The organism is Nocardioides sp. YJ-D4, assembly GCF_054031495.1.
Genome location: NZ_CM132932.1, coordinates 266,594 through 289,356, shown reverse-complemented (window position 1 = coordinate 289,356; position 22,763 = coordinate 266,594). Strand labels below are relative to the sequence as shown.

Annotated in this window: 22 protein-coding genes; 13 read left to right on the top strand and 9 right to left on the bottom strand. The window is 72.2% G+C overall.

The features are described from left to right. Positions 1-12: 12 nt before the first annotated feature. Genes ACW14X_RS01460 through ACW14X_RS01450 form a run of 3 tightly spaced genes read left to right on the top strand, consistent with a single transcriptional unit; the run spans position 13 to position 2,428 of the window. Positions 13-1,137: an LLM class flavin-dependent oxidoreductase gene (locus tag ACW14X_RS01460; protein WP_457164450.1), complete on the top strand. Its 1,125-nt coding sequence runs from the start codon at positions 13-15 to the stop codon at positions 1,135-1,137. Between the two features lie 45 nt (positions 1,138-1,182). Further along, entirely contained in the window at positions 1,183-1,908 is a 726-nt protein-coding gene (locus tag ACW14X_RS01455) for an alpha/beta hydrolase (protein WP_457164449.1), read from the top strand. Positions 1,909-1,918: 10 nt separating this feature from the next. Next, complete coding sequence (locus ACW14X_RS01450) at positions 1,919-2,428, top strand: flavin reductase family protein (RefSeq protein WP_457164448.1); 510 nt, start codon at positions 1,919-1,921, stop codon at positions 2,426-2,428. A 42-nt stretch (positions 2,429-2,470) separates the two neighbouring features. Here the strand turns inward: ACW14X_RS01450 and ACW14X_RS01445 are convergent, their stop codons facing one another. The 4 genes from ACW14X_RS01445 to ACW14X_RS01430 all read right to left on the bottom strand — a co-directional run bounded on the left by ACW14X_RS01445 (position 2,471) and on the right by ACW14X_RS01430 (position 7,383). Then, complete coding sequence (locus tag ACW14X_RS01445) at positions 2,471-3,847, bottom strand: glutamate decarboxylase (RefSeq protein WP_457164447.1); 1,377 nt, start codon at positions 3,845-3,847, stop codon at positions 2,471-2,473. After that, positions 3,844-4,512, bottom strand: a complete 669-nt coding sequence (locus ACW14X_RS01440) for a hypothetical protein (RefSeq protein WP_457164446.1) — start codon at positions 4,510-4,512, stop codon at positions 3,844-3,846. Before ACW14X_RS01440 ends, ACW14X_RS01445 begins: the two co-directional genes overlap by 4 nt. 115 nt (positions 4,513-4,627) lie before the next feature. Next, entirely contained in the window at positions 4,628-6,250 is a 1,623-nt protein-coding gene (locus tag ACW14X_RS01435) for a LuxR C-terminal-related transcriptional regulator (RefSeq protein ID WP_457164445.1), read from the bottom strand. Positions 6,251-6,282: 32 nt separating this feature from the next. Further along, entirely contained in the window at positions 6,283-7,383 is a 1,101-nt protein-coding gene (locus ACW14X_RS01430) for a flavin-containing monooxygenase (RefSeq protein ID WP_457164444.1), read from the bottom strand. Between the two features lie 144 nt (positions 7,384-7,527). Here ACW14X_RS01430 and ACW14X_RS01425 point away from each other — a divergent pair, with 144 nt between their 5' ends. From ACW14X_RS01425 to ACW14X_RS01385, 9 genes are all read left to right on the top strand, one after another. After that, positions 7,528-7,674 carry a hypothetical protein gene (locus tag ACW14X_RS01425; RefSeq protein ID WP_457164443.1) on the top strand — a complete coding sequence of 49 codons (147 nt, stop codon included), beginning with the start codon at positions 7,528-7,530 and terminating at the stop codon, positions 7,672-7,674. Positions 7,675-7,681: 7 nt separating this feature from the next. Then, on the top strand, positions 7,682-8,764 hold the full coding sequence (locus ACW14X_RS01420) for a threonine aldolase family protein (RefSeq protein WP_457164442.1): 1,083 nt from the start codon (positions 7,682-7,684) through the stop codon (positions 8,762-8,764). A gap of 136 nt (positions 8,765-8,900) precedes the next feature. Beyond that, positions 8,901-9,932 carry a formylglycine-generating enzyme family protein gene (locus ACW14X_RS01415; RefSeq protein ID WP_457164441.1) on the top strand — a complete coding sequence of 344 codons (1,032 nt, stop codon included), beginning with the start codon at positions 8,901-8,903 and terminating at the stop codon, positions 9,930-9,932. Between the two features lie 58 nt (positions 9,933-9,990). Further along, the gene (locus tag ACW14X_RS01410) at positions 9,991-10,698 is read left to right on the top strand and encodes a GAP family protein (protein WP_457164440.1); all 708 of its coding nucleotides are present in this window, start codon (positions 9,991-9,993) and stop codon (positions 10,696-10,698) included. Positions 10,699-10,784: 86 nt separating this feature from the next. After that, positions 10,785-11,009 (top strand): heavy-metal-associated domain-containing protein, encoded by a 225-nt coding sequence (locus tag ACW14X_RS01405; protein ID WP_160023692.1) that lies wholly within the window; start codon positions 10,785-10,787, stop codon positions 11,007-11,009. Between the two features lie 18 nt (positions 11,010-11,027). Then, complete coding sequence (locus ACW14X_RS01400) at positions 11,028-12,212, top strand: aminotransferase class V-fold PLP-dependent enzyme (RefSeq protein ID WP_457164439.1); 1,185 nt, start codon at positions 11,028-11,030, stop codon at positions 12,210-12,212. Between the two features lie 3 nt (positions 12,213-12,215). Further along, positions 12,216-13,433 (top strand): hypothetical protein, encoded by a 1,218-nt coding sequence (locus tag ACW14X_RS01395; RefSeq protein ID WP_457164438.1) that lies wholly within the window; start codon positions 12,216-12,218, stop codon positions 13,431-13,433. Continuing rightward, the gene (locus ACW14X_RS01390; protein WP_457164437.1) at positions 13,430-14,809 is read left to right on the top strand and encodes an alanine racemase; all 1,380 of its coding nucleotides are present in this window, start codon (positions 13,430-13,432) and stop codon (positions 14,807-14,809) included. The genes ACW14X_RS01395 and ACW14X_RS01390 overlap by 4 nt, the downstream gene beginning before the upstream one ends. A gap of 2 nt (positions 14,810-14,811) precedes the next feature. Then, positions 14,812-16,089, top strand: a complete 1,278-nt coding sequence (locus tag ACW14X_RS01385; RefSeq protein WP_457164436.1) for a pyridoxal-phosphate dependent enzyme — start codon at positions 14,812-14,814, stop codon at positions 16,087-16,089. 27 nt (positions 16,090-16,116) lie between these two features. On the opposite strand, the gene ACW14X_RS01380 is transcribed toward ACW14X_RS01385, so the two are convergent. From ACW14X_RS01380 to ACW14X_RS01360, 5 genes are all read right to left on the bottom strand, one after another. Continuing rightward, positions 16,117-16,692, bottom strand: coding sequence for a DUF5134 domain-containing protein (locus tag ACW14X_RS01380; RefSeq protein ID WP_457164435.1), 576 nt, complete (start codon positions 16,690-16,692; stop codon positions 16,117-16,119). A 188-nt stretch (positions 16,693-16,880) separates the two neighbouring features. Further along, positions 16,881-17,138, bottom strand: a complete 258-nt coding sequence (locus tag ACW14X_RS01375) for an HPr family phosphocarrier protein (RefSeq protein WP_160023680.1) — start codon at positions 17,136-17,138, stop codon at positions 16,881-16,883. 28 nt (positions 17,139-17,166) lie between these two features. Further along, on the bottom strand, positions 17,167-19,227 hold the full coding sequence (locus ACW14X_RS01370; RefSeq protein ID WP_457166032.1) for a PTS fructose transporter subunit IIABC: 2,061 nt from the start codon (positions 19,225-19,227) through the stop codon (positions 17,167-17,169). After that, positions 19,224-20,177: a 1-phosphofructokinase family hexose kinase gene (locus tag ACW14X_RS01365; RefSeq protein WP_457164434.1), complete on the bottom strand. Its 954-nt coding sequence runs from the start codon at positions 20,175-20,177 to the stop codon at positions 19,224-19,226. Before ACW14X_RS01365 ends, ACW14X_RS01370 begins: the two co-directional genes overlap by 4 nt. Beyond that, positions 20,174-20,956 (bottom strand): DeoR/GlpR family DNA-binding transcription regulator, encoded by a 783-nt coding sequence (locus tag ACW14X_RS01360; protein WP_350844708.1) that lies wholly within the window; start codon positions 20,954-20,956, stop codon positions 20,174-20,176. The genes ACW14X_RS01365 and ACW14X_RS01360 overlap by 4 nt, the downstream gene beginning before the upstream one ends. A 106-nt stretch (positions 20,957-21,062) precedes the next feature. On the opposite strand from ACW14X_RS01360, the gene ptsP reads away from it, so the two are divergent. Beyond that, positions 21,063-22,739, top strand: coding sequence for a phosphoenolpyruvate--protein phosphotransferase (ptsP, locus tag ACW14X_RS01355; RefSeq protein WP_457164433.1), 1,677 nt, complete (start codon positions 21,063-21,065; stop codon positions 22,737-22,739). Positions 22,740-22,763 lie beyond the last annotated feature (24 nt).

Genomic DNA, 22,763 nt, shown 5'->3' with positions numbered 1-22,763 from the left:
AAAGGACCGAGCATGACCTACGACAACGTCGAGATCCTCGGCATGATCGGCACCGCCGACGCCTCCGAGATCCGTCCGTCCGACGGCAAAGTCATCGACCCCGACTACACCGCCCGCTTCGCCCAGGCACACGAGGAGGGCGGCTTCGACCGGGTCCTGATCGGCTACGGCTCCGGCTGGTCCGAGGGCGCCCAGGTGGCCGCGTACGCCGCTGCCCGCACCGAGCGGCTCGGCCTGCTGATCGCGCACCGGCCCGGGGTCGTACACCCGACCCTGGCCTCGCGCACGTTCACCACGCTCGACCAGTTCTCCAACGGTCGCGTCGCGCTCAACATCGTCACCGGCAGCAGCGACGTCGAGCAGCGGCGCGAGGGCGACTTCGTCCCCCACGACGAGAGGTACGCCCGCACCGACGAGTACCTCCAGATCCTCCGCGCCGCCTGGGACACCAAGGGCCCCCGCGACTTCGAGGGCGCCTACTACCGCTTCGAGGGCTTCACGCCCCAGGTCTTCCCCTACGCGGAGCGCCACCTGGAGCTCTTCTTCGGTGGCAGCTCCCCGGCGGCGTACGTGGTGGGGGCCAAGCACGCCGACACCTACATGCTCTGGGGCGAGCCCCTGAAGCAGACCGGCGAGCAGATCGCGACCATCACCGAGAAGGCGGCCGAGGCCGGACGTACGCAGCGCCCCCGGGTCTCGGTCTCCTTCCGGCCCATCCTCGGCAAGACCGACGAGGCCGCCTGGGAGCGCGCCCACAGCATCCTGGACACCGTGAACGGCGAGATCGGAGCCCAGTTCAAGCAGAAGGTCAACAAGCTTCATCCGCAGGGCGCCGCCCCGGAGAACGCCGGCTCGCAGCGCCTGCTCGCCGTCGCGGAGACAGGCGACCTCCACGACCGCTGCCTGTGGACGCCGACCGCCAAGGCCGTCGGCGGAGGCGGCAACTCGACGGCCCTCGTCGGGTCACCGGAGACCGTGGCCGCCGCGATCCTCGACTATGTCGAGATCGGCGTGAACACCGTGCTCATCCGCGGCTACGACCCGCTCCAGGACGCCATCGACTACGGCCGCGACCTGCTCCCGCTGGTCCGCCAGGAGCTTGCCCACCGCGCCGCCCGGACCCGCGTTGCGATCTGAGCCTTCTTCGCGCCCCCGATCCACATCCTCCGACAGGAGCAGCACATGACCATCGTCACCGAGACCACCATCCCCACCGCCTGGGACGAGCCACCCGGGGGCACCCCGCGCGGCACACTGATCGTGCTCACCGGACGCGGGGAGACCGCGACGACCTACCAGCGTTTCGGCAGACGGCTCGCCGCCGACGCCTACCGGGTGCGGCTCGTCGAGACCGACCTGAGCGACCTGGGTGCGGGTCGTGCCGAGATCGAACGACACCTGGCCGATGAGTCCCTGCCCGCGCCCAAGGTGCTGGTCGGCAGCGATGCGGGCGCCACCCTGGCCGCGACCGTGATCAACGACCTCGCCGTGGACGCAGCCGTCATCGCCGGGATCGTGCTGCCGGGATCAGCCACCATCGACGGCTGGGTGGACGAGGTCGAGGCCCGCAGCGCCTGCCCCGTCCACCGCAAGGTGATCGGGGAGGACGACGGCTTCGGCAGGGGAGCACTGAACGCGAACCTTCCCGGCGAGTGGTCCGACCTGACCCTCCCGGTTCCCGCGAAGCCCGTGCTGGTCGTGCACGGCGACGCCGACCCGGTCACGCCCGCCGAGCAGGCGATCAAGGCGTACGCGGACGCACCCACGGTCCACCGCCGGCTCGTCGCCGGCGGCCGCCACGACATCCTCAACGACGTCTCCCACCGGTCGGTCGCGGCCACGGTCGTCACCTTCCTCGAGTCGCTCAAGCTCGGCAGCGACCTTCCTGCGATCGTCTACAAGACCTAGGAGACTCCCGATGACCGTCTCGCCCCTGTACACCAACCAGGACCTCGACCCCGCCGCCCTGCGCAAGGCGTTCGGCGTCTTCCCGACCGGGGTGGTCGCCGTGGCCGCGCAGGTGGACGGTGGGCCGACGGGCCTGGCTGCCTCCTCCTTCACGAGCGTCAGCCTCGATCCTCCTCTGGTCTCGTTCTCGGTCGCCGCGACCTCGAAGACGTGGCCCGACCTGCGCCGGGCCTCGCACCTGGGCGTCACCGTGCTGGCCGAGCACCAGGGCGAGGTCTGCCGCCGGCTGGCGGGACCCGTCGAGCATCGCTTCGACGGCGCGGCGTACACCGTGACCGAGGAGGGCGCCGTCGCACTCGACGACGGGCTGGCCCTCTTCGACTGCACGATCTATCGCGAGGTCGAGGCGGGCGACCACATCATCGTGCTGCTTCGACTGCACGCGGTGGCACATCCCGACGCCGGCAGCCCGCTGATCTTCCACCGCAGCGCATTCGGGCGGCTCGCGGACACCGCGTGAGACGCGGCGTCGCATTCGAGATCCGTCGCCCCCGACCGAGTTTCAGTACCCGGTCCCTCGCTTGACCTGCTCCCGCTCGGACGGATGGGCGCCGCCCTTCTCGTCCAGTGTCGCGCAGGCGTCGGCGATGTCGCGGGTGAGCCGCTCGACCTGCTCGCGACTCATCGTCTCCTTGACCAGCGCGCGCATGATCTTCACGTTCTCCGCGTTGGGCGGCAGCGTGTACGCCGGGACCATCCAGCCGCGCTCGGCGGAAAGCTGCCAGGCGATGTCGGACTCGTCGTACGTCGTGCGGTCGCCGCTGAGCCGGAACGCCACCAGGGGAAGCTGCTCGAGGTCGTCGCCGATCACCTCGAACCTGCCGCTGTCGCGCAGGTTCTCCGCCAGCGCCTTGGCGTTCTGCTGCATCTGCTTCATCACGTACGTGTAGCCGTCGCGGCCCAGCCGGACGAAGTTGTAGTACTGCGCCAGGACCATCGCCGCACCCGTCGAGAAGTTCAGGGTGAAGGTCGCGTCGGTCTTGCCGAGGTAGTTCTCGTAGAACACCAGCTCCTCGGCGAGGTCGGACTTCTCGCGGAACACCAGCCAGCCGATCCCGGGGTAGACCAGCCCGTACTTGTGTCCGGAGACGTTGATCGAGCGGACCTGCTCGAGGCGGAAGTCCCAGGGGGAGTCGGGGTAGAGGAACGGCCAGACGAAGCCGCCGCTGGCCGCGTCGACGTGCAGCGGGATGTCCAGGCCCTTGTCGTTCTTGACGTCGAGCAGCAGCTGGTTGATGCCGACGACGTCGTCCATGTGCCCGGTGAACGTCGTGCCCAGGACGGCGACCACGCCGATGGTGTTCTCGTCGAGGTGGGGCGCGACGTCGTCGGGGCCGATGGTGTATCTCTTCTCCTCGAGCGGGACGATCCGCGGCTCGACGTCGAAGTACCGGCAGAACTTCTCCCACACGACGTGGACGTCGCCGCCGAACACCAGGTTGGGCCGGTCGACCGAGGCGTTCGCGGCCTGCCGGCGCTGCTTCCACTTCCACTTCAGGGACAGGGCGCCGAGCATGATCGCCTCGGACGAGCCCTGGGTGCGACAGCCGGTCGTCTCGCCGGGGGCGTGGTAGAGGTCGGCGAGCATCCGTACGCAGCGCTGTTCGATCTCGGCGGAGATCGGGTACTCCGCGTGGTCGATGAAGTTGCGGTGCAGGTTCTCGGCGATGATCCGCTGCGCCTCCGGCTCCATCCACGTGGTCACGAACGTCGCGAGATTGCGTTGCGGGTCACCTTCCATGACCAGGTCCTCGCCGATCAGGCGCATCGCGTCGACCGGGCGCATTCCGGTCTCGGGGAACGTGGTCGAGGGGGCTGCCTCGGTCAGGAACCGGTTGCCGTAGAGCACCTCGGCCTCTGTGTCGCTGAGTCGTGTCATTGCTGAACCACCGTTCTTGTCGTAGTGGGTGTGTCGAATGCCTGGATGACCCCGCCGACCGCGAAGCACGCTGCGCCGGTGAACGTCCCCCAGTTGACGAGCCCGGTGTCGATCGCGCTCGAGGTCGCGGGGCGGGTGAAGGCAGCGATGCCGGCGAGGAAGAAGAGGACAGACCCGACCTGGTTGACCGCGACGACCCACCAGCCGACCAGGTGGGTCAGCATCCGGACGTGCCCCGCGCCCACCTCGAGCATCGCCAGATGACCGGAGACCAGGAAGCAGACGCAGCCGGTCATGTCGGGCAACCAGATCCACCCGTCGGACTGACGCGGCGTCAGACCTTCGGCGAAGGCGGCCACCAGGCTGACTCCGAAGAACAGCGTGCCCACGAACAGCACGAACGCGCTCAGCCAGCTGCGCGGGCGCGACCGGAAGCGCCACCAGGGCCTGTGCTCATCGGGGTTGTCGGCGAGCAGGATCGAGACGTAGCCGCCGAGCGTGAAGAAGCAGCCGCCGACCAGGTACGTCACGTTGACGGTCGGCAGGCTGACCGCCCCGAGCTGGGCGAAAGCCGCCCCCAGGGCGAACAACGAGCCACCGAGGACGAAGGCGACGGCGGCGACGAGGTTGAGCCGGGTCGACCGACGCGTCAGTACCTGGTCCATCGCGGCGGCCACCCTCCCTCTCCCTACACACCGTCATCCTCGACGGGCCAGGTCGTGGCGTCCTCATCCGGTCTGGGTGAAATCCGTCGCCACCGGCTGCCGGAAACGCTCGTGCTCAGACCAGGCCGTGCTCGAAGGCGAAGGCCGTGGCGGCGGTGCGCGAACGGACGTCGAGCTTGGTGAAGATGTTGGAGAGATGACGGGCGACGGTCTTCTCGCTGAGGACCAGGTCGGCGGCGATCTGGGCGTTGCTGCGGCCGGAGGCGACCAGGCGGAGGACCTCGGCCTCGCGGGCGGTGAGGCCGGCGGGCAGGGACGCGGGGGCGAGCAGGCCGTCGGCCTCGTCGGCGGCGGGCCGGGCGCCGATCTGGCGGAAGACCGTACGCGCCGCCTCGAGCTCGCGCCGGGACGACTCGGTGTCGCCGACGCCGGCCAGCGCGCGCCCGGTCAGCAGCCGTGCCTGGCTCCGCTCGTAGGTCGCCTCGGCCCGCGCCCACAGCTGCTGGGCCTTGCGCAGGTAGGGGAGGGCACCGGCGGGGTCTCCCGCAGCGAGCTCGACCGCGCCGTGGGCGTGCGCGGCGGCGGCCTCGAGCCAGACGCAGCCGAAGTGTCCGGCGAGCCCGTCGAGCTCGTCCGCGACCTGCCGGGCCCGGTCGGTCTCGCCCGCACCGAGCAGTACGTCGACGGCGGCCGGCAGGAGCCGGCATCGCTGCACGGGACCACCGGTCTCCACCAGCAGCCGCTCGGTGGCGGCGAGCGCCGCCGCGCCCTGGCCGAGCGCAGACCAGAGCAGCGCGAGCCCGGGCTGCGGGTCGAACCCGCGGTCGGCGGCGCGCTCGTAGGCGGCGTCCGCCTCGGTGTACTCACCGCGCAGCCGGAGCACCTCGCCGGCCTCGTACGCCGCCAGACCGGCCGCGTCCGGCGCGTGCACCTCCTGGTAGCGGCGGGTCGCGTGCTCGAACTCCTCCAGCGCCTGCTGCCACTCGCCGTGCAGCCGCAGCAGCTGGCCACGGTGGACCGCGCACTGGCCGGTGAACGTCAGCAGCCCGGGCTGGGCGGCGCACCAGCGTTCGAGGGCCGCGGTCCACTCCGCCACCCGGCCGAAGTCGCTGATCTCCTGGCAGCCCTCGATCGCGGTGCAGTAGACGTGCCCGGCCACGACCGGGGAGGCCTCGCCCGCGATCACCCGGATCATGGACTCGTCGAGCAGGGCGAGGCCGTCTGCGACCCGGCCGGAGTAGAGCGCCATCCGGCCCTGGGAGCAGAGCCCCAGAGCGGTGAGGTCCGGTTCGCCGTAGCGCCGGCCGCGCTCGGCGACCTTGTCGGCGAAGCCGCCCGCCATGGCGAAGTCGCCGGTGCTCAGCGCCCGGAACATCCGCAGGAAGTCGACCCAGCCGAGCTCGACACCGTCGTCGAGATCGGCGACCAGGCTCACGGCCCGTGAGGTCCAGCCGCGGGCCAGGGCACTCTCCCCGTGCACGTGGGCGGTCATCGTGATCCGGAAAGCACAGCGAACCGAGCGGCCGAGGTCGGCGGCGTCCTGGCTCTTGCGGAAGGCGCGGTGCAGGGCGCTGACCGTGTCGTCGTGGTGCCCGGTGAGCTCGGCGGCGACGGCGAAGTCCTCGAGCTCCTCGGCCGAGAGCGCCTCCGGGTCGGCTCCCGACCAGGCTGCGTACGCCGCGCCCCAGTCACCGCGGACGAAGTCGGCGCGGGCGCTCTCCAGCTGGATGTCGGCCACGGCAGGCACCTCCACTGGAGAGCGTACTCGGATCAGGCGGCCAGCGAGTGGGGTGCGGCCTGGCGCATCCGGGCGGTGACCCGGTCGGCGACCAGGGCAGCGTCGCGCCCCGCGCCCGCCAGGAGCATCGAGCTGAAGGCGTACTGGAAGCTGAGGCCGCAGAAGAACAGCCCCTCGGCCTCCGCCACCACGCCGCGCATCTCCCGCGGCCAGCCGTCCTCGTCGAGGACCGGGAGGTGGATCCAGTCGAAGGCCTGCCGGAAGCCGGTGGCCCACACGACGTTGGCGACCTCGCGCGGAGCGCCGTCGACCACGGGCAGCCCGTCGCGGACCTCCTCGACCCTCGAGGTGACCCGCTCGACACCGCGGTCGGCCAGGTCCGAGCGCTTCACCCGCAGCATCGGCCCGCCGTGGCGCCGGACCTCGGGCATCTCCTTGCGGCCGATCGGCGTACGCCGGGTGATGACGTGCCGCCACATGAACAGCAGCACGGGGAAGATCACGTGCATCACCCGCGACTCCAGGCGCGGCGGGATCTCGCCGCAGTCCCGACCGGCCAGGATCGTCGGCCGGGACTCGGCGACCTCGAAGGCGATGTCGCAGCCGGAATGGCTGGCACCGACGACGAGCACCGGGCCCTCGCGCAGCTGCCCCGGACGGCGGTACTCGCTCGAGTGGAGCTGCAGGATCGACGGGTCGAGCTGTGCGGAGATGACCGGGACGTTCGGCGTACGACCGAAGGAGCCGGTCGCCACCACGACGTTGTCGCAGGTCCAGGTGCCCCGGTCCGTCGTCACCCGGAAGCCGTCGCCGTGCCGCTCGAGTCCGCTGACTCGGGTCTCGAGCCGCACCGGCAGCTCGAAGGTGCGGGCGTACGTCTCCAGATAGTCGGCGACGTCGTCCTTTCCCGGGAACGACCATCTCTTCGCCGGGAACGCCATCCCGGGGAGGGAGTCGTACTTGGCAGGGGAGTAGAGCCGGAGCGAGTCCCACTGGCGCCGCCAGTTGTCGCCGACCCGCGCGTTCGCGTCGATGATCACGAACGGGCGGCCGCGGCGTCGCAGGTGGTAGCCGGTCGCCAGGCCGGCCTGGCCGGCGCCGATGATGAGCGTCTCGATGTGTGTGGTGTCCATGCTGATGACGCTAGGTCCGCACCTCGCCGCTCCGCGTCGGTCGTACGGCGCATTCGCCAGCGGTGGGTAGTGGGTCGATCTACCCATGGGGCAGCTGCCGGGAATTCCGGGCACGGAGCGCCGAGTTGGGGCGATACTCGAGAGATGACGAAACAGCCCCCGGAAGACTTCAGCAAGCTCCCGCCGTCGGTGCCGCTGGAGGAGACGATCGCCTACCAGCTCGAGGACCGGATCCCGCACGGCCCCGAAGGTGGCGGAGAGGCGGTCGACGGCGGTGGGGACGGCGACTGAGCAGTCGATGGAGCAGCCCCTGGAGCAGCGGCTGCGGGCGGCGATGATCGCCTGCCGCGAGAGCGTGTTCCCGGCGTACGCGAGCCCGGCGGAGGTCTTCGACGGCCTGGCCGAGGCCTGCCGGGAGCTGGGGATCGAGGAGTGGGACGTCTATGCCGAGCGGGGGCCGGTGGCACGGCTGGAGGCCGAGGTCGGCGAGCTGCTCGGGAAGCCGGCGGCGTACTTCCCCTCAGGGGTGATGGCGCAGCAGGTGGCGCTGCGGATCCACGCGGACAACGCGGGCAACCGGCGGGTCGCGATGCCCGACCTCTCCCACCTGCTCGTCCACGAGGACGACGGGCCGCGGATCCTCCAGGACCTGCTGATCGAGCACCTCACCACGGGGCGTACGACTCCGACGAAGGCTCACCTGGACGCCATCCCGGGCCCGCTGGCCGCGTGTCTGGTCGAGATCCCGTTGCGCGACGCGGGCTGCCTGCTGCCGACCTTCGACGAGCTCGCGGAGCTGGCCGAGGCGTGCCGTGAGCGCGGGATCGCGTTCCATCTCGACGGCGCCCGGATCTGGGAGTCGCAGCAGTGGTTCGGCAAGCCGCTGGCGGACATCGCCGGCCTCGCGGACACCGTCTACACCAGCTTCTACAAGGGCCTCGGCGGGCTCGCCGGCGCGGCGCTGCTGGGCGATGAGGACTTCGTCGCGCAGGCCCGGCTGTGGCGGCACCGGATGGGTGGCACCCTCTACCGGTCCACCGCCGAGGCGGTCGCCGCGCTGGTCGGCCTGCGGGACCGGCTCCCGCACATCGGGCAGTGCGTGATCTGGGGGAGGGCGTTGGCCGCCGCGCTTCCGTCGTCCATCGCCGTCCAGCCACCCGTGCCGCACACCAACACCTTCCTGCTGTACGCCGCCGGCGACCCGGACCAGGTCAACACCCGTCTCCTCGCCGAGATGGAGGAGCAGTCGCTCGCGTTCAGCAGACCCTGGACCGCGGCCGAGGAGCCGGGTCGGATGGTGACCGAGATGACGGTCGGCCAGGGCGCCCTCGGCCTGGATCCCTCGACCGTCGCCGGCCACCTCGCCGCGCTGCTGGACTGAGGCCAGGCTGGGTGCCTCACCCGTCTCGGGTGGTGTGCCGGGGACCGTCCGGTTCCTACGCTCGAGGCATCGCGATGCAGACGGAGCCGAGCGCGGCAAGCCGTCACCCCACGCTTCTACCGGAGGATGTTGAGAGATGGGCCCCCATCAGGTCGAGACCTCAGCGACCGCCAGGACCGGGCAGGTGCTCGTCACCGGCGGCCTGGACCTGGTGGGCAGCGACCGCTTCTACCCCGAGGAGCGCCCGGTGGTCGAGGTCGCCGTGGGTGATGTGTGGTGGGATCCGAACCCGGTGACGAATACGCAGTTCGCGGCCTTCGTGGCTGATACCGGGCATGTCACCGTCGCCGAGCGCGATCTCGACCCCGCCGACTTCCCGGGTGCCGACCCGGCGCTGCTCGTGCCCGGATCGCAGGTGTTCACCCAGGCGCCCGGTCCGGTCCCGTTGCACGACTGGACCCGATGGTGGCGCTGGCAGCCCGGCGCCCAGTGGCGCCACCCCGACGGCCCCGCAGTAGACGTCGGGAGCCGGCCCGGACGCCAGGTGGCGGACTGGACCGAGATCCCGGACCACCCGGTCGTGCACGTCGGCTGGGAGGACGCCGTGGCGTACGCCCGCTGGGCGGGCAAGGAGCTCCCGACCGAGGCCGAGTGGGAGCACGCGGCCCGCGGTGGCCTCGTCGGCGCCGACTACGCGTGGGGTGACGAGCTCGCCCCGGGCGGGCGTCTGATGGCGAACACCTGGCAGGGACAGTGGCCGTGGCGCAGCGAGGATCCGCGCGGCCACGACCGCACCAGCCCGGTCGCCTCCTACCCGCCGAACGGGCATGGCCTCTACGACATGGTCGGCAACGTGTGGGAATGGACCCGCACGCCGTGGACGCCCGACCATCGCGACCTGATCGCCCCGCTTCACGGCCGGGCTGGCTCGGGTGCGTCCTCGCGGCAGGCCGGCGTCGCTGTGCCCTCCTGCTGCGGTGGCAGCCAACGCCCCGGCACCGGTGACGACCAGGTCAAGGAGACCGATCGGATGGTGACGAAGGGCGGCTCGCACCTGTGCTCACCGCAGTACTGCCGCCGCTACCGGCCGGCAGCGCGCCAGGGGCACGGCGTGCGGGACACGACGTCGCACGTCGGGTTCCGCTGCGTCGTACGCACGGGCGATTGAACCGGTTTCCCCCGGAAGGGGTGAGGACGGCCGCCGGGCGGGTGGCGAGGTTGTGCCTATGTGGGAACTCGCCGGGCAGCTGCTGCCGGAGATGGTGGGGCTGGCGGTCACCCCGGCTGCGGTCGTCGCCTGCTTGCTGCTGCTCGGGTCCTCGCACCCCTACCGCAACGTCCTCGCGCTGGCGGCGCCCTTCCTGGCCGTCTACGGGGTGCTGTCGGTCGCCGCGCTGGCGGCGGGGCGGGCGGCAGACGCCGCCAGCGACGAGCCGTCGACGGTTCGCGGCTGGCTGAGCATCGCCGTCGGCGTCATCTTCCTCGTCGTGGCGGTCATGTCGTGGCTCCGGCCGCGGCTGCGGTCGGCGGCGGCTGCTCGCGCAGCAGGTGCGACGCACCGGGCGGCCATGGAGGAGCCCGGATGGGTCTCGGGCCTCCGTGATCCGTCCGTCGGCCTGGTGCTCGTGGCCGGCCTCGTGCTGGCGGTCGTGAACCCCAACGTCGCCATCCTGGTCTCCGGGCTGGGCATCGTGGTCACCGCCGACGTGAGACTCAGTGCACAGATCAGCGGCATCGTGCTGCTGCTGGCGGCGAGCATGATCGACTTCGTCCTCCCTACGCTCGTGTTCGTCGCCGCCGGCGAGCGTAGCCGCGGCTGGCTCCGGTCCGCGACGAAGTGGCTCCTCGCGCACAACCACGTCATCGGCATCGTCGTGCTGATCGCCTTCGGCGTGCTGTTCGTCGGTCGCGGGCTCGCACAGGTCACTGGCTGAGCGCCGACCGACGTGAACCGACCTCGCGGCCGCTCGTTCGGTGATATTTTTGGGCGACCACCGAAGTCCTACTGAAGGGCAGTTTCATGTCGGTTCAGTTCGAAGTGCGCATCGATGGAATGACCTGTCACCGCTGTGTCGAGACCGTGACGAGCGCTCTCGGTGGCCTGGAGGGCGTCGAGGGGGTCGTGGTCGACCTGAACCCGGGAGCCGTGTCCAGCGCCCGCGTCACCGCCGACGGACCGCTCGAACCGAGGGTCGTCAGATCCACGCTCGCCAAGGCCGGATTCACGATCGCTCGCGAACCCTGACCGGCCGAGGAGTCGTCCGTGCCCGGCCTCGGCTCCCGTCAGCACTTTCCGGCCCTCACCAGCGAACCTGATCTCGTCTACCTCGACGCCGCGTCCGGCACCCCCTGTCCCGAACCGGTCATCGCCCAGCTCACCGCCGAGCTGCGCGGGCCTGCCGCCAACCCCGGCAGGGGCGGACACCCGTGGGCCCGGGACGCGCTGCGCCGCTTCGAGGAGGCCCGCGCCACCGTCGCCGCGTTCCTCGGCGCCTCGTTCCCCGACGAGGTCGCCTTCACTCGCGGCGCCACCGGCGCGATGGCGTTCCTCGCCGACCGCTGGGGGCCCGCGGCGCTGGCGAACGGCGGCGACATCCTCTACTGCCCCCGCGACCACCTCTCGACGGTTCGGCCGTGGCTCCGGCTCGCCGAGCGGATGCGGCACCAGGGCGTCCGGGCGATGGCGTACCGCCGCGACCGGCTGGGGCGCATCGACCCCAACGACTTCGCCCGTGCCGCGAGCGACCGCACCGCGGTCGTCGTCGCCACCGACGTACACAATCTCCACGGCACCCGGACCGACCTCGACGCCCTGGCGATCCCGCCGGCCGCGACGGTCTGTCTCGACTGCTCCCAGAGCGCCGGGCGGCTGCCCCTGCGTCTGGCCGAGTCCCGGGCCGAGCTCGCCGTCGTCTCGGGCCACAAGATGTTCGGGCCTCCCGGCACGGGCACGGTCTACGTACGCCGGGATCAGCATCATCGGATCGCGGTCGACCGGGCGGCCGCTCGGAGCGGGCCGGCGCGACACGTCTCGCCGCTGACCGACGCCGCCGAGGAGGGCAGCCTCGACGGGGCCGGCGCCGCGGGGCTCGCGAGCGCCACCGCGTTCCTCGACACCATCGGCCTCGACCGCGTCGGCGGCCACCTGGCCACCCTGGCCGCCCGGTTCGCCGACGGCGCCTCCCGGATCGGCGGCGTCACCCTCCTCGGGCCGCCGGTCGACGCGAGCAGACCGCACAGCGGCATCGCCGCCTTCGCCGTCGACGGCCAGGCGGGCGCCGACGTGGCCTTCGCCCTCGAACGCCGCGGCGTGTACGTACGCGCCGGCGACCACTGTCTGGACGGGCCGCGGGAGGACGCGGTCCGGGTGAGCTTCCACCTGTACAACGACGAGAACGACGTCGACCGACTCCTGCAGGGCCTCGCCGCCGCTGCCGAAAGGGACTGACACGTGCAGAACGAAGGGATCAGGTACGACCGCGCCGCCGCCGCCCGCATCCTGGCCGAGGTCGCAGGTGCCGACTTCCTGACCGGCCCGGCCCCGGCGGTGGCAGAGGTGTCGGTGGACTACCGCGTCGAGGAGCTCAGCCCGGAACCCGGGGGACCGCTGACGACCGGACAGCGACGCTACCTCGAGTCCTTCATGCGGCCGTGCCGACCCGACCAGGTGGTCAGCGCCACCCACCGCATCACCTGGCGCGACTCCCGCGGGATCGCGAACAGCGGCCACATCGGACCGGGCCCGCTCGGCCCGGTGCTGCCGATCGCTGCCAGGGAGGCCGTGATCGCGGTCGGTGACACTATCGCCGACGCCGATCCCGTCACCGCGCGTTCGGACGCGCTCGGCGACGACTCGCTCGACGTCCTGGCTGACACCACCACCGACCAGGAGCCCGCCGAGATCTTCCGCGTCGGCGCCGAGGCCGCCGGCCGCGCGCTCGTCCAGCACGGCATGCTCGCCGGACAGGTCGGGATCGAGGACCCGGTCGAGTTCGCCGAGGCGATGCTGGAATCCGGGCTCTACGGCACGGTGGCCTCGACCTGGTTCTGGGAGCTGCAGGCCTCCACCTACCGCAGAGGCATGATCCCCGCGAGCCTGGAGGGCACCGGCGGCCGGCTGCGCTACACCCCCGAGACCGTCCCGCTGCTCGCCGAGATGAAGCGCCGCACCATCGCCGACGCCCACGAGGTCATGGGCCAGGCCCGCGAGGAGGGCCTCGGGGTGCGTGCCGCCATCCAGCGCTACCACGTCGAGCTCGACCAGATCTCGCGACAGTACGCCCTGCTGCCGGCGGGGGAGCGGCCCGTCTGCCTCGGGCAGCGGGCCCATCAGGTCGACGGGCAGCGCGTCCAGCCCCTCGCGGCCGTCGCCGAGGCGCTCACCAGCGCGTTCCGGTCGGCGGTGGAGTCGGTGCGGATCGCCGAGGCGCCCGGACCGGCCGCCGGGGAGGGACGGTTCGCGGCGGGGGAGCAGGAGTTCGGGGTCCCGGACATGACCTGCCGGCACTGCCGGGTGACGATCACCGCCGTCTTCGACGCCCAGGCGGCCGAGCTGATCGAGGTTGATTTGCACGGTAAGCGGGTGCGGGCCAGATTCACCGACGCCGGTCAGCGCGACCGGGTCTTCGCCGACCTGCGCGACTCCGGCTACACGGTGGCCGACGGGTGAGCGTTCGCTACCCGCTTCCCGCCGCGCGGCACCCGATCGCCGCCCGCTTCCTCGACGACGCGGCCGCGGTGGGCGAGGCGATCGAACGGTTCGGGTCGCCGCTCCACGTGGTCTTTCCCCAGGTCATGGCCGAGAACGCCACGGCGCTTGCGGGGGTGCTCCGGCGTCACGGCGTGCCGTACGACATCTTCTACGCGCACAAGGTGAACGCCTCGGCCGCACTGCTCGCCGAGGCCTCCATCGCCGGGCTCGGCGCGGACGTGGCCTCCGCGGCCGAGCTCGACCGCGCCCTGGCCGCGGGGTTCGCGCCGGACCGGATCGAGGCGACGGGTCCGAAGTCGCCGGCATTCATCGACCGGATCGCCGCGCTGGGGCTCACCGCCAACGCCGACGACCTCTGGGAGCTCGACCGGCTCGCCGCTGCCACGCCGGCCGGCAGCGCCGTCCCGGTCCTCCTGCGGCTCTCCGGGTTCGCCTCGCCGGCGGTGCCCCAGTCCCGCTTCGGCATCGATCTCGCCGACGCCGACGCCGCCCTCGAGACCGTACGCCGCGCCCCCGGCCTCGACCTGCGCGGCGTCGCGTTCCACCTCGACACGGCCGACCCGGCCGCCCGGGTGGACGCGCTGACCGAATCGATGGCGGTCGTCGCCGCCGCCCACCGGAAGGGCCTGCGGCCGTCGGTGATCGACATCGGTGGCGGGTTCCGCCAGCGCTTCGTCGAGGACCCCGAGCCGTTCCACCGGTATTCACAGGCGGTTGCCACCGGAGCGGGGGAGCTGGTGTGGCCAGGTCACGACCTCGGGCTCCGGCGAGCGGGCGCAGTGGCCGGGGCAGCAGTCGCGCACAAGTACGGCAACCACCGCCCGGCCACCGACGTCCTGGAGACGTTCCTGGCCGCAGAGATCGAGCGGCGCCCCGTCGCCGAGGTGCTGCGCGAGTGCATGCTGACGCTGTGGATCGAACCGGGCAAGGCCCTGGTCGACCATGCCGGGATCACTCTGGCCTCGGTGCTCTACCGCAAGCGCGCCGCCGGGCGCGACCTGGTCGTGCTCGACCTCGCCCGCAACCAGGTCACCCCCGCCGACCAGGAGGTCCTGCTGGACCCGGTGCTCGTCGATGCGCATGGTGAGCCGCCGGCGGAGGGAGTCTTCCTCGCCGGCCGGTTGTGCCTGGAGTCGGACCTGGTGAGCCGCCGCAAGGTGTTCCTGGATTCCGAGCCGAGCAGCGGCGACGTACTCGCGTTCGTCAACACCGCCGCCTATCAGATGGACCTCTCGGCCTCCTCCGCCGGCGGGCATCCGCCGCCGCCCAAGGTCGCTGCGGTCCTGGAGGGCGGACGGTTCACCTTCGTCGCCGACGACCACCACGGGAGCTGACCATGCGATACGACAGCGTGCTCGACATGATCGGCGACACTCCGCTGCTGCGGCTCGATCCGGCAGCCCACGGTGTGCCGGAGGCCGAGATCTTCCTGAAGCTGGAGTCGGCGAACCCGTTCGGTTCCGTCAAGGACCGGGTGGCCTGGGCGCTGCTGCGCGACCACATCGGATCGATCGTCGAGGACGAGCAGGTCGTCCTGGAGGCATCGAGCGGCAACACCGCGAAGGCGCTCCAGATCATCGCCTCGATGCACGGCGCCCGGTTCCGGGCCTTCACCAACCGGGTCCGGGTGCGGGAGGTCCGCGAGATGCTGTCGCTGCTCGGCGCCGAGGTGACCGAGATGCCCGGACTCTCGGAGTGCCCGGACCCGACCGCGCCCAACGACGTGTTCGGGGTGATTGGCGACCTCATGGCGGGCGAGCCCGGCCGTTATCACCACACCTCGCAGTACACGAATGAGGACAACCTGCGAGCCCACTACGAGGAGACCGGTCGCGAGATCTACCGCGACGCCGGCCCGGTCGACCTGCTCGTGGGCGGGCTCGGCACCACCGGCTCCACCCGAGGGGCCGCGACGTACCTGCGCGAGCGCAACCCGGAGACCGCCGTGGTCGGCGTCGTCGCCGCCGAAGGTGACTTCATCCCCGGCATCCGCTCGGCGGCGGAGATGTGGGAAGTCGGTCTCTTCGACCCCGGCTTCTACGACGCGATCGCCGCCGTCGACTCGGCGGACGCGATCTCCGCCAGCCTCGAGCTCGCCACCCGGCACGGTGTGCTCGCCGGCCCCACCACCGGGGCCGCCTATGCCGCTGCCCGAGAGCGGCTCCTGTCCGGGCCTGGTGGCCCGGTCACCGCGGTCGTGATCGCGTGCGACCGGATGGAGCCGTACCTCTCCTACTACCGCCACCGCCGTCCTGACCTGTTCGGGGCTGCCGGACCGGCTCCTGCCGAGGAGGCGCCTTCGGCTGCCCCCGAGGAGCTCGAGGCCTGGACCGCCGCGGGCGAGCACGTGGTCGTCGTGGACGTACGCACGGCCCTGGCGTTCCAGGCCGGCCACATCCCCGGGGCGATCAACCTCCGCGACGACCTGCTCGAGCAGGTCCTGGAGGCGGGGATGCCGTTCTCCGAGGCGTCCCGTGTGGTCTTCGCCTGCCCGACGGGTGACAGGTCGGCACGGTTCGCCGCCCGGGCCGCCGCGACCGGTCGCCGGGCCTACAACCTTGAGGGCGGCGTGCTCGGCTGGCGCGACAGCGGCCGGCCGCTCGCGGGTGTCTGACCCAGTTCGTACGCCGCAGCCGGGCCCTCACGCGGGAAGCAGGACGAGCATCGTGCCCATCCCGGCAGCCATCAGCCCGTGGCCCAGGGCCGGCAGGCGGTGCTCGCGCACCGACGTCGCCCGAACCAGCCACCAGAGCACCCCGGCCACGCAGACCACGACGAAACCCGAGTTGACCGCGATCGCCCAGCCCGGAGCGTGCCCGGCCGGGGCGATCGCCGCCGCGCTGCCGTGGCCCGCATGACCCTCGAGACCGCCCACGTCAGCCATCAGCAGCGGCATCGCGGCGAGCATCCAGATCATCGCGGCGTTGAGAGCGAGGTGTCCGACCACGTCGGCCCGCCGGGCCCTGTCGCTCGCGCCCCGCAGAGCCGGCAGCAGAGCCAGGGTCAGCACCGCGAAGAGCGCGACCTGCGCCCAGACCGCAGCGTCCGAGACGATCACCCAGATCATCAGGATCATCGCCGCACTCATCGCGGCGTGGTTGAGGTGGAGAACGGTCTCCCCGCCCGAGGGTGGGCAGACCACGAGAATCCAGATCCCCGCGGTGCCCGTGAGCACGAAGGCCACAGTCAGCAGAAGGTCCCAGGGAGGATCGACCACACCTCCAACGTACCGTTCACACGCGTCGGATGAGGCCGGTTGCCGTGATCGGTGCCGCGGACCGGCAAACCCCCGGCCGAGGCGTCAGGTACGTCGGCCGAGTTGGCACCTGCGTGCCAACTCGACCGACCGCGCTGACGCTTCGGCCGACGGGGGTGACGTCTCGGCCGACGGGGGCGACGCCTCGCTCAGGCGTCGAGATCCTGCGCCACCAGGGCAGCGATGGTGTCGACGGCGGCCTGGTCGGGGCCGGTGACCTCGACCTTGTCGCCGTTGGCGGCGCCGAGGGTCATGATCAGCAGCGACGAGGCCGCGTCGACCGGCTCGCCGCCGGGGACGGCGAGGGTGATCTCGGCGCCGAGCTCGTCGACCTTCTCGGAGATGATCGCGGCGGGGCGGGCGTGCAGGCCGACGGCGGAGCCGACGGTGACGGTCTGGGTGGGCATGATGCTCCTTCGGTGGTGGGTTGAGGGTTCAGCTGGTCGCGGCAGCCGGGACCGGAGCGCGGCCGACGGACTTGAGGGCGATCACCATCCCGGCGCCGACGATCACGCCGGCGGCCAGAGCGATCAGGTAGCCGAGCACGTTGGTGACGGCGAAGAGGACGAAGATGCCGCCGTGCGGTGCGCGGACGCCGACGTCGAAGAGCTGGGAGAGTCCGCCGGTCACCGCGCTGCCGACCATGATGGCCGGGATGACGCGCATCGGGTCGCCCGCGGCGAAGGGGATCGCTCCCTCGGTGATGAACGAGGCGCCGAGCAGCCAGCCGGCCTTGCCGTTCTCGTGCTCTGCGGGGGTGAAGAGCTGGGGGCGTACGACGGTGGCCAGCGCCAGTGCGATCGGCGGGACCATGCCGGCGAGCATGACGGCGGCCATGATCCGCAGCTCAGGGGAGTCGGCGGCGAGCGAGGCGGCACCGACGCCGGTGGCGGCGAAGCTGTAGGCGACCTTGTTGAGCGGGCCACCCATGTCGAAGGCCATCATCAGGCCGAGCACGGCGCCGAGGGCGACGGCGCTGGTGCCGTCCAGGGCGGCGAGGCCGTCGGTGAGCCGCTCCATGAGCCAGTTGATCGGCTTGCCGAGCACGATGATCATCACCAGACCGGCCAGGATCGAGGTCACCAGCGGGATCACCAGCACGGGCATCAGACCGCGCGCCCAGCTCGGGACCCGCCACCCGCTGACCCAGTGGGCGATCACACCGGCGAGGACACCGCCCGCGATCGCGCCGAGGAAGCCGGTCGCGGGCGCCGAGACGCCGTCGGCGTTGACCACGCCGAACAGGTTCGCGGCCAGCGCACCCATGATGAAGCCCGGGGCGATGCCGGGGCGATCGGCGATGGCGTACGCGATATAGCCCGCCAGCGCCGGGATGAACAGCATGAACGCGGTCTTGCCGATGACGAAGAACAGCGCGCCGAGATAGACGGCGAGGCCGCTGTCGAAGAGGGCGTGGTCGAGACCGAGGGCCTGTACGTCGGGGAGGTTGGTCAGGGTGTTGTCGACCATGACCGCGCCGTAGACGTCGGTGATGTCGTAGCCGCCGAGCAGGAAGCTCAGCGCGATCAGCAGGCCGCCGGCGGCGACGAACGGGATCATGTAGGAGACACCGGTCATCAGGACCCGGCGGGTCCGTCCACCCCAGCTCTCCGACGCGGTGCCGGCGGACTCCGATGAGTCGCCTCTGCCGGACTCCACGCGGGCGGCGTTCGGGTCCGCGACGGCGGCGAGCGCCTCGGCGATCATCGCGTCGGCGTCGTCGATCGGACGCTTCACACCGGAGGAGACCAGCGGCTTGCCGGCGAAGCGGCTCCGGTCACGGACACCGACGTCGACGGCGAAGATGGCGGCGTCGGCGCGGGCGATCGTCTCGGCGGGCAACGGCGTCGCTCCGGCCGAGCCCTGGGTCTCGACCGCGATCTCCACGCCGGCCCGCGCGGCCGCGGCCTGGAGCGCCTCGGCCGCCATGTAGGTGTGGGCGATCCCGGTGGGGCAGGCGGTCACCGCGACCAGGGTGCGCTTCTCCGTCGCGGCCGGGGCCGGGGCGGACTCCTGCGTGGCGCTCTGGGCGGCGGCCGGCGCGTCGCCGACAGCGTCGAGGATGGTCTGGGCGGCCTGCTCGGCCGAGTCGGTCTCCCGCAGGGTCTGGCCGAACTCGGGGCGGGCGAGCGCACGGGCCAGCTTGGTCAGGATGGTCAGATGCGTGGCGTCGCCGCCCGCCGGCGCGCCGATCAGGAACGCGAGGTCGGCGGGGCCGTCCTTGCCGCCGAAGTCGACCGGCGGTGAGAGCCGGGCGAAGGAGACCACGGGCTCGTCGACCCCGGACGTACGGCAGTGCGGGATCGCCAGGCCGCCGGGGAGACCGGTGGCGGAGACCTCCTCGCGGGCCAGCGCGTCGGCGACGAGCGCGTCGAGGTCGGTGGCCCGGCCGGAGTCGGCCACGCGCTGGGCCAGGGCACGGATGACGTCGTGCTTGTCAGGGCCGAGATCGGCGTCGAGGGCCACGAGCTCGGGGGCGATGAGTGCGGACATCAGAGTCCTCCGGTGATGGGGTCGAGGTCGCGTACGGACACGAGGTCGGCACGGACCTGGGGTGGGGTGGGGAGGGTGGTGCCGGGGAGGCCGGCGGCTGCACTGCCGTACGCGACGGCGAGCCCGAGACGTTCAGGGGCGGAGAGCCCGCGCAGGTCGGCGAGGAGATAGCCGAACAGCGAGCTGTCGCCGGCGCCGACGGTGCTGACGACCTCGGTGGGCGGCGGGGTGGCGTGCCAGGTGCCTTCCGCGGAGACGAGGACGGCGCCGTTCGCCCCGAGGGTCGCGAGCACGGCGGTGACGCCGCGGTCGACGAGGGTCCGGGCCGCCGCCGCTGCGGCGGCCGGTTCGTCGAGGGACTCGGCTCCGGTGATCGAGGCCAGCTCCTCGGCGTTGGGCTTGAGCAGGTCGGGTGCGCCGGCCGGGAGCCCGGCGGCGAGCGCCTCGAGGGGTGCCTCGCTGGTGTCGACGGCGATGTGGGTGCCGGTGGACCGGAGCGCGCTCACGACCTCGGCGTACCAACCCGACGGCGCCTCGGGCGGCAGCGACCCGGCAAGGACGACCCAGCGCGCCTGCTCGGCCTCCTTCACCAGCCGGGCCGCCAGGGCGTCGAGCAGCGCCGGGGTTGCCGTGGCGCCCGGGCCGTTGAGCTTGGTGGTGGTGCCGTCGGGCTCGGTCACGGTGGTGTTGATCCGGGGCCGGCCGGCGGGTCCGACGGTGACCACGTCGAGCCCGGAGGCGCGCAGCTCGGTGACCATGGGATCGAGATCGGGACAGGGGAGCACGGCACGGGTGGGAACCCCTGCGGCGTACGCGGCTCCGGAGATGTTCACGCCCTTGCCGCCGGGCTGGGAGGTCGTGGTCCGGGCACGCAGCACCTCGCCGCGGCGCAGCGGGCTGGTGAGCATCACGGTGTGGTCGATGCTCGGGTTGGCGGTCAGGGTGACGATCATGCGATCAGCACCTCGAGGCCGCTCTCGCGGAGCTCGTCGGCGACGTCGTCGTCGATGTCGCTGTCGGTGACGAGCACGTCGACGTTGCCCAGCGCGGCGAAGCGGAGCGTCGTCTCGACGCCGATCTTGCTGGAGTCGGTGAGGCACACGACCCGGCGGGCGGCGTTGACCAGCGCGCGCTTGGTCGCTGCCTCCTCGTGGTCGGGGGTGGAGAGGCCGTGGGCCAGCGTCAGCCCGTTGGTGGCCACGAAGGTGACGTCGACCCGCAGGCGGCTCAGCGCGTCCACGGTCTCGGCGCCGACCGCGGCCTGGGTGGCCGGCCGGACGCGGCCGGGCAGCAGATGGAGCTCGATCTGAGGGCTGCCGGCCAGCATGGCGGCGACGGGGACCGCGTGGGTCACCACGGTGAGCTGGTGGTCGCGCGGCAGGGCGTGGGCGAACCTGCTGGTCGTCGTGCCTGCGTCGATCGCGATCGTGCCGCCTTCAGGCGGGAGGAGCGCGAGCGCGGCCCGGGCGATGCGGTCCTTCTGCGCGGTGAAGGTCTGCTCCCGCTCGCCGAGGGCGGACTCGAGCACGGCCACGGCCTCCACCGGCACGGCGCCACCATGGACTCGGCGGACCAGGCCACGTCGCTCCAGGGTGGAGAGGTCTCGACGCACGGTCTCGGTGGTGACCTCGAACCGCTCAGCGATGTCGGCCACGGATATCCGCCCGCGTTCGGCGACGAGACGGGCCGTCGCGATCTGCCGCTCCTCGGCGTACATCGCGGCCTCCTTCATGATCGGTGTGGTTTCGGGTGGGTTTCGGGGTTGTGAATGCCCACATGTGTTGTTTTATGCCCGAATGTGTTGACTCGTCAAGGGGTTAGGGCAGATATTTGTGGTCATGGTCACGTCTCACTCATCTGTCCTCTCCGGCACCCCGGTGGTCCCGGGAATCGTGCTGGCGCCCGTCCACGTGGTGCGGACCGAGGTCGATCCCGCCGCGCTGGAGGCCTTCGAGCGGCGCGGCTTCGACCAGCCCGACGACGCCCTCGCGGCCTACGAGGCGGCCGCCACCGCCGTCGCCGACGGGTACGCCCTCCGGGCCGAGAAAGCCTCCGGCGCAGCCGCCTCCGTGCTGAGCGCGAGCGCCGGCCTGGCCCGGGACAAGGGGCTACGGGTCGCCGTGGAGAAGCACCTGCGCGCGGGGGAGGGTCTGGTCGCCTCCGTCGCGGCGGCGGTGGAGCAGTTCGCGACGCTGTTCAGCGGGATGGGCGGGCTGATGGCCGAGCGGGTCACCGACCTGCATGACATCGAGCGCCGGGTGCTCGCCCACCTCGCCGGCGAGCCCGAGCCCGGCGTGGACGTGCCCGAGGGGCGGTGCGTACTGGTGGCCGCCGACCTGGCGCCCTCCGACACCGCTGCCCTCGACCCCGCCCGCGTCGTCGCGTTGGTCACCGAGCGGGGCGGCCCTACCAGCCACACCGCGATCATCGCCCGCCAGCTCGGCATCCCGTGCCTGGTCGGCGTGGTCGGCGCGACCGGCATCGTCGAGGGAACTCCAGTGCTCGTCGACGGCCAGTCCGGCCTCGTCGACCTGGAGCCCGGCCCCGACGCCGCCGCCCGCGCCGAGGCCGATCTCGCCCGGCGCCAGGCCGTGGCCGCCTGGACCGGGCCAGGGCGTACCGCCGACGGCCACCCGGTGGCGCTGCTCGCCAACGTCGCCGACGGCTCCTCGGCACGTGACGCGGCCGCCGGCCAGGTCGAGGGCGTGGGTCTCTTCCGCACCGAGCTCTGCTTCCTCGACCGTCGCGAGGAGCCCACGGTGGCCGAGCAGGTCGAGGTCTACACCGAGGTGCTTGCGCCCTTCGCCGGCCGTGGCCACGTCGTCGTACGCACCCTGGACGCCGGCTCGGACAAGCCGATCGCCTTCGCGACCCACGAGGGCGAGGAGAACCCGGCGCTGGGCGTACGCGGCCTGCGGCTCGCCGCGGACAACCCCGGCCTGCTGGAGCGCCAGCTCGACGCCATCGCGATCGCCGCCGAGCGGACCGGCGCGGACACCTGGGTGATGGCGCCGATGGTCGCCACCGTCCAGGAGGCCGCCGACTTCGCCGCCCTGGTCCGCGCCCGCGGCCTCAAGCCGGGAGTCATGGTCGAGGTCCCAGCGGCGGCGCTGATGGCCCACCGGATGCTGGAGGTGGTCGACTTCCTCTCCATCGGCACCAACGACCTGACCCAGTACGCCATGGCCGCCGACCGGCTCGCCACCGACCTGGCCCACCTCACCGACCCCTGGCAGTCGGCGGTGCTGCAGCTCATCGCGATCACCGCCGAGGCGGGACGTACGGCCGGCAAGCCCGTCGGCATCTGCGGCGAGGCCGCCGCCGACCCGCTGCTCGCGCCCGTGCTCGTCGGCCTGGGCATCACGTCGCTGTCCATGGCCCCCGCGGCCGTGGCCGCCGTCGGAGCCCGCCTCGAGTCCGTGTCCGCCGGGCTGTGCGACGAAGCCGCCGAGGCCGCGCTCGGCGCGCTGTCACCGCAGCAGGGCCGGGAGGCGGTCGCGAAGATCCTGGGGTGACCCGGCGGCTGTACGCGGCAGACT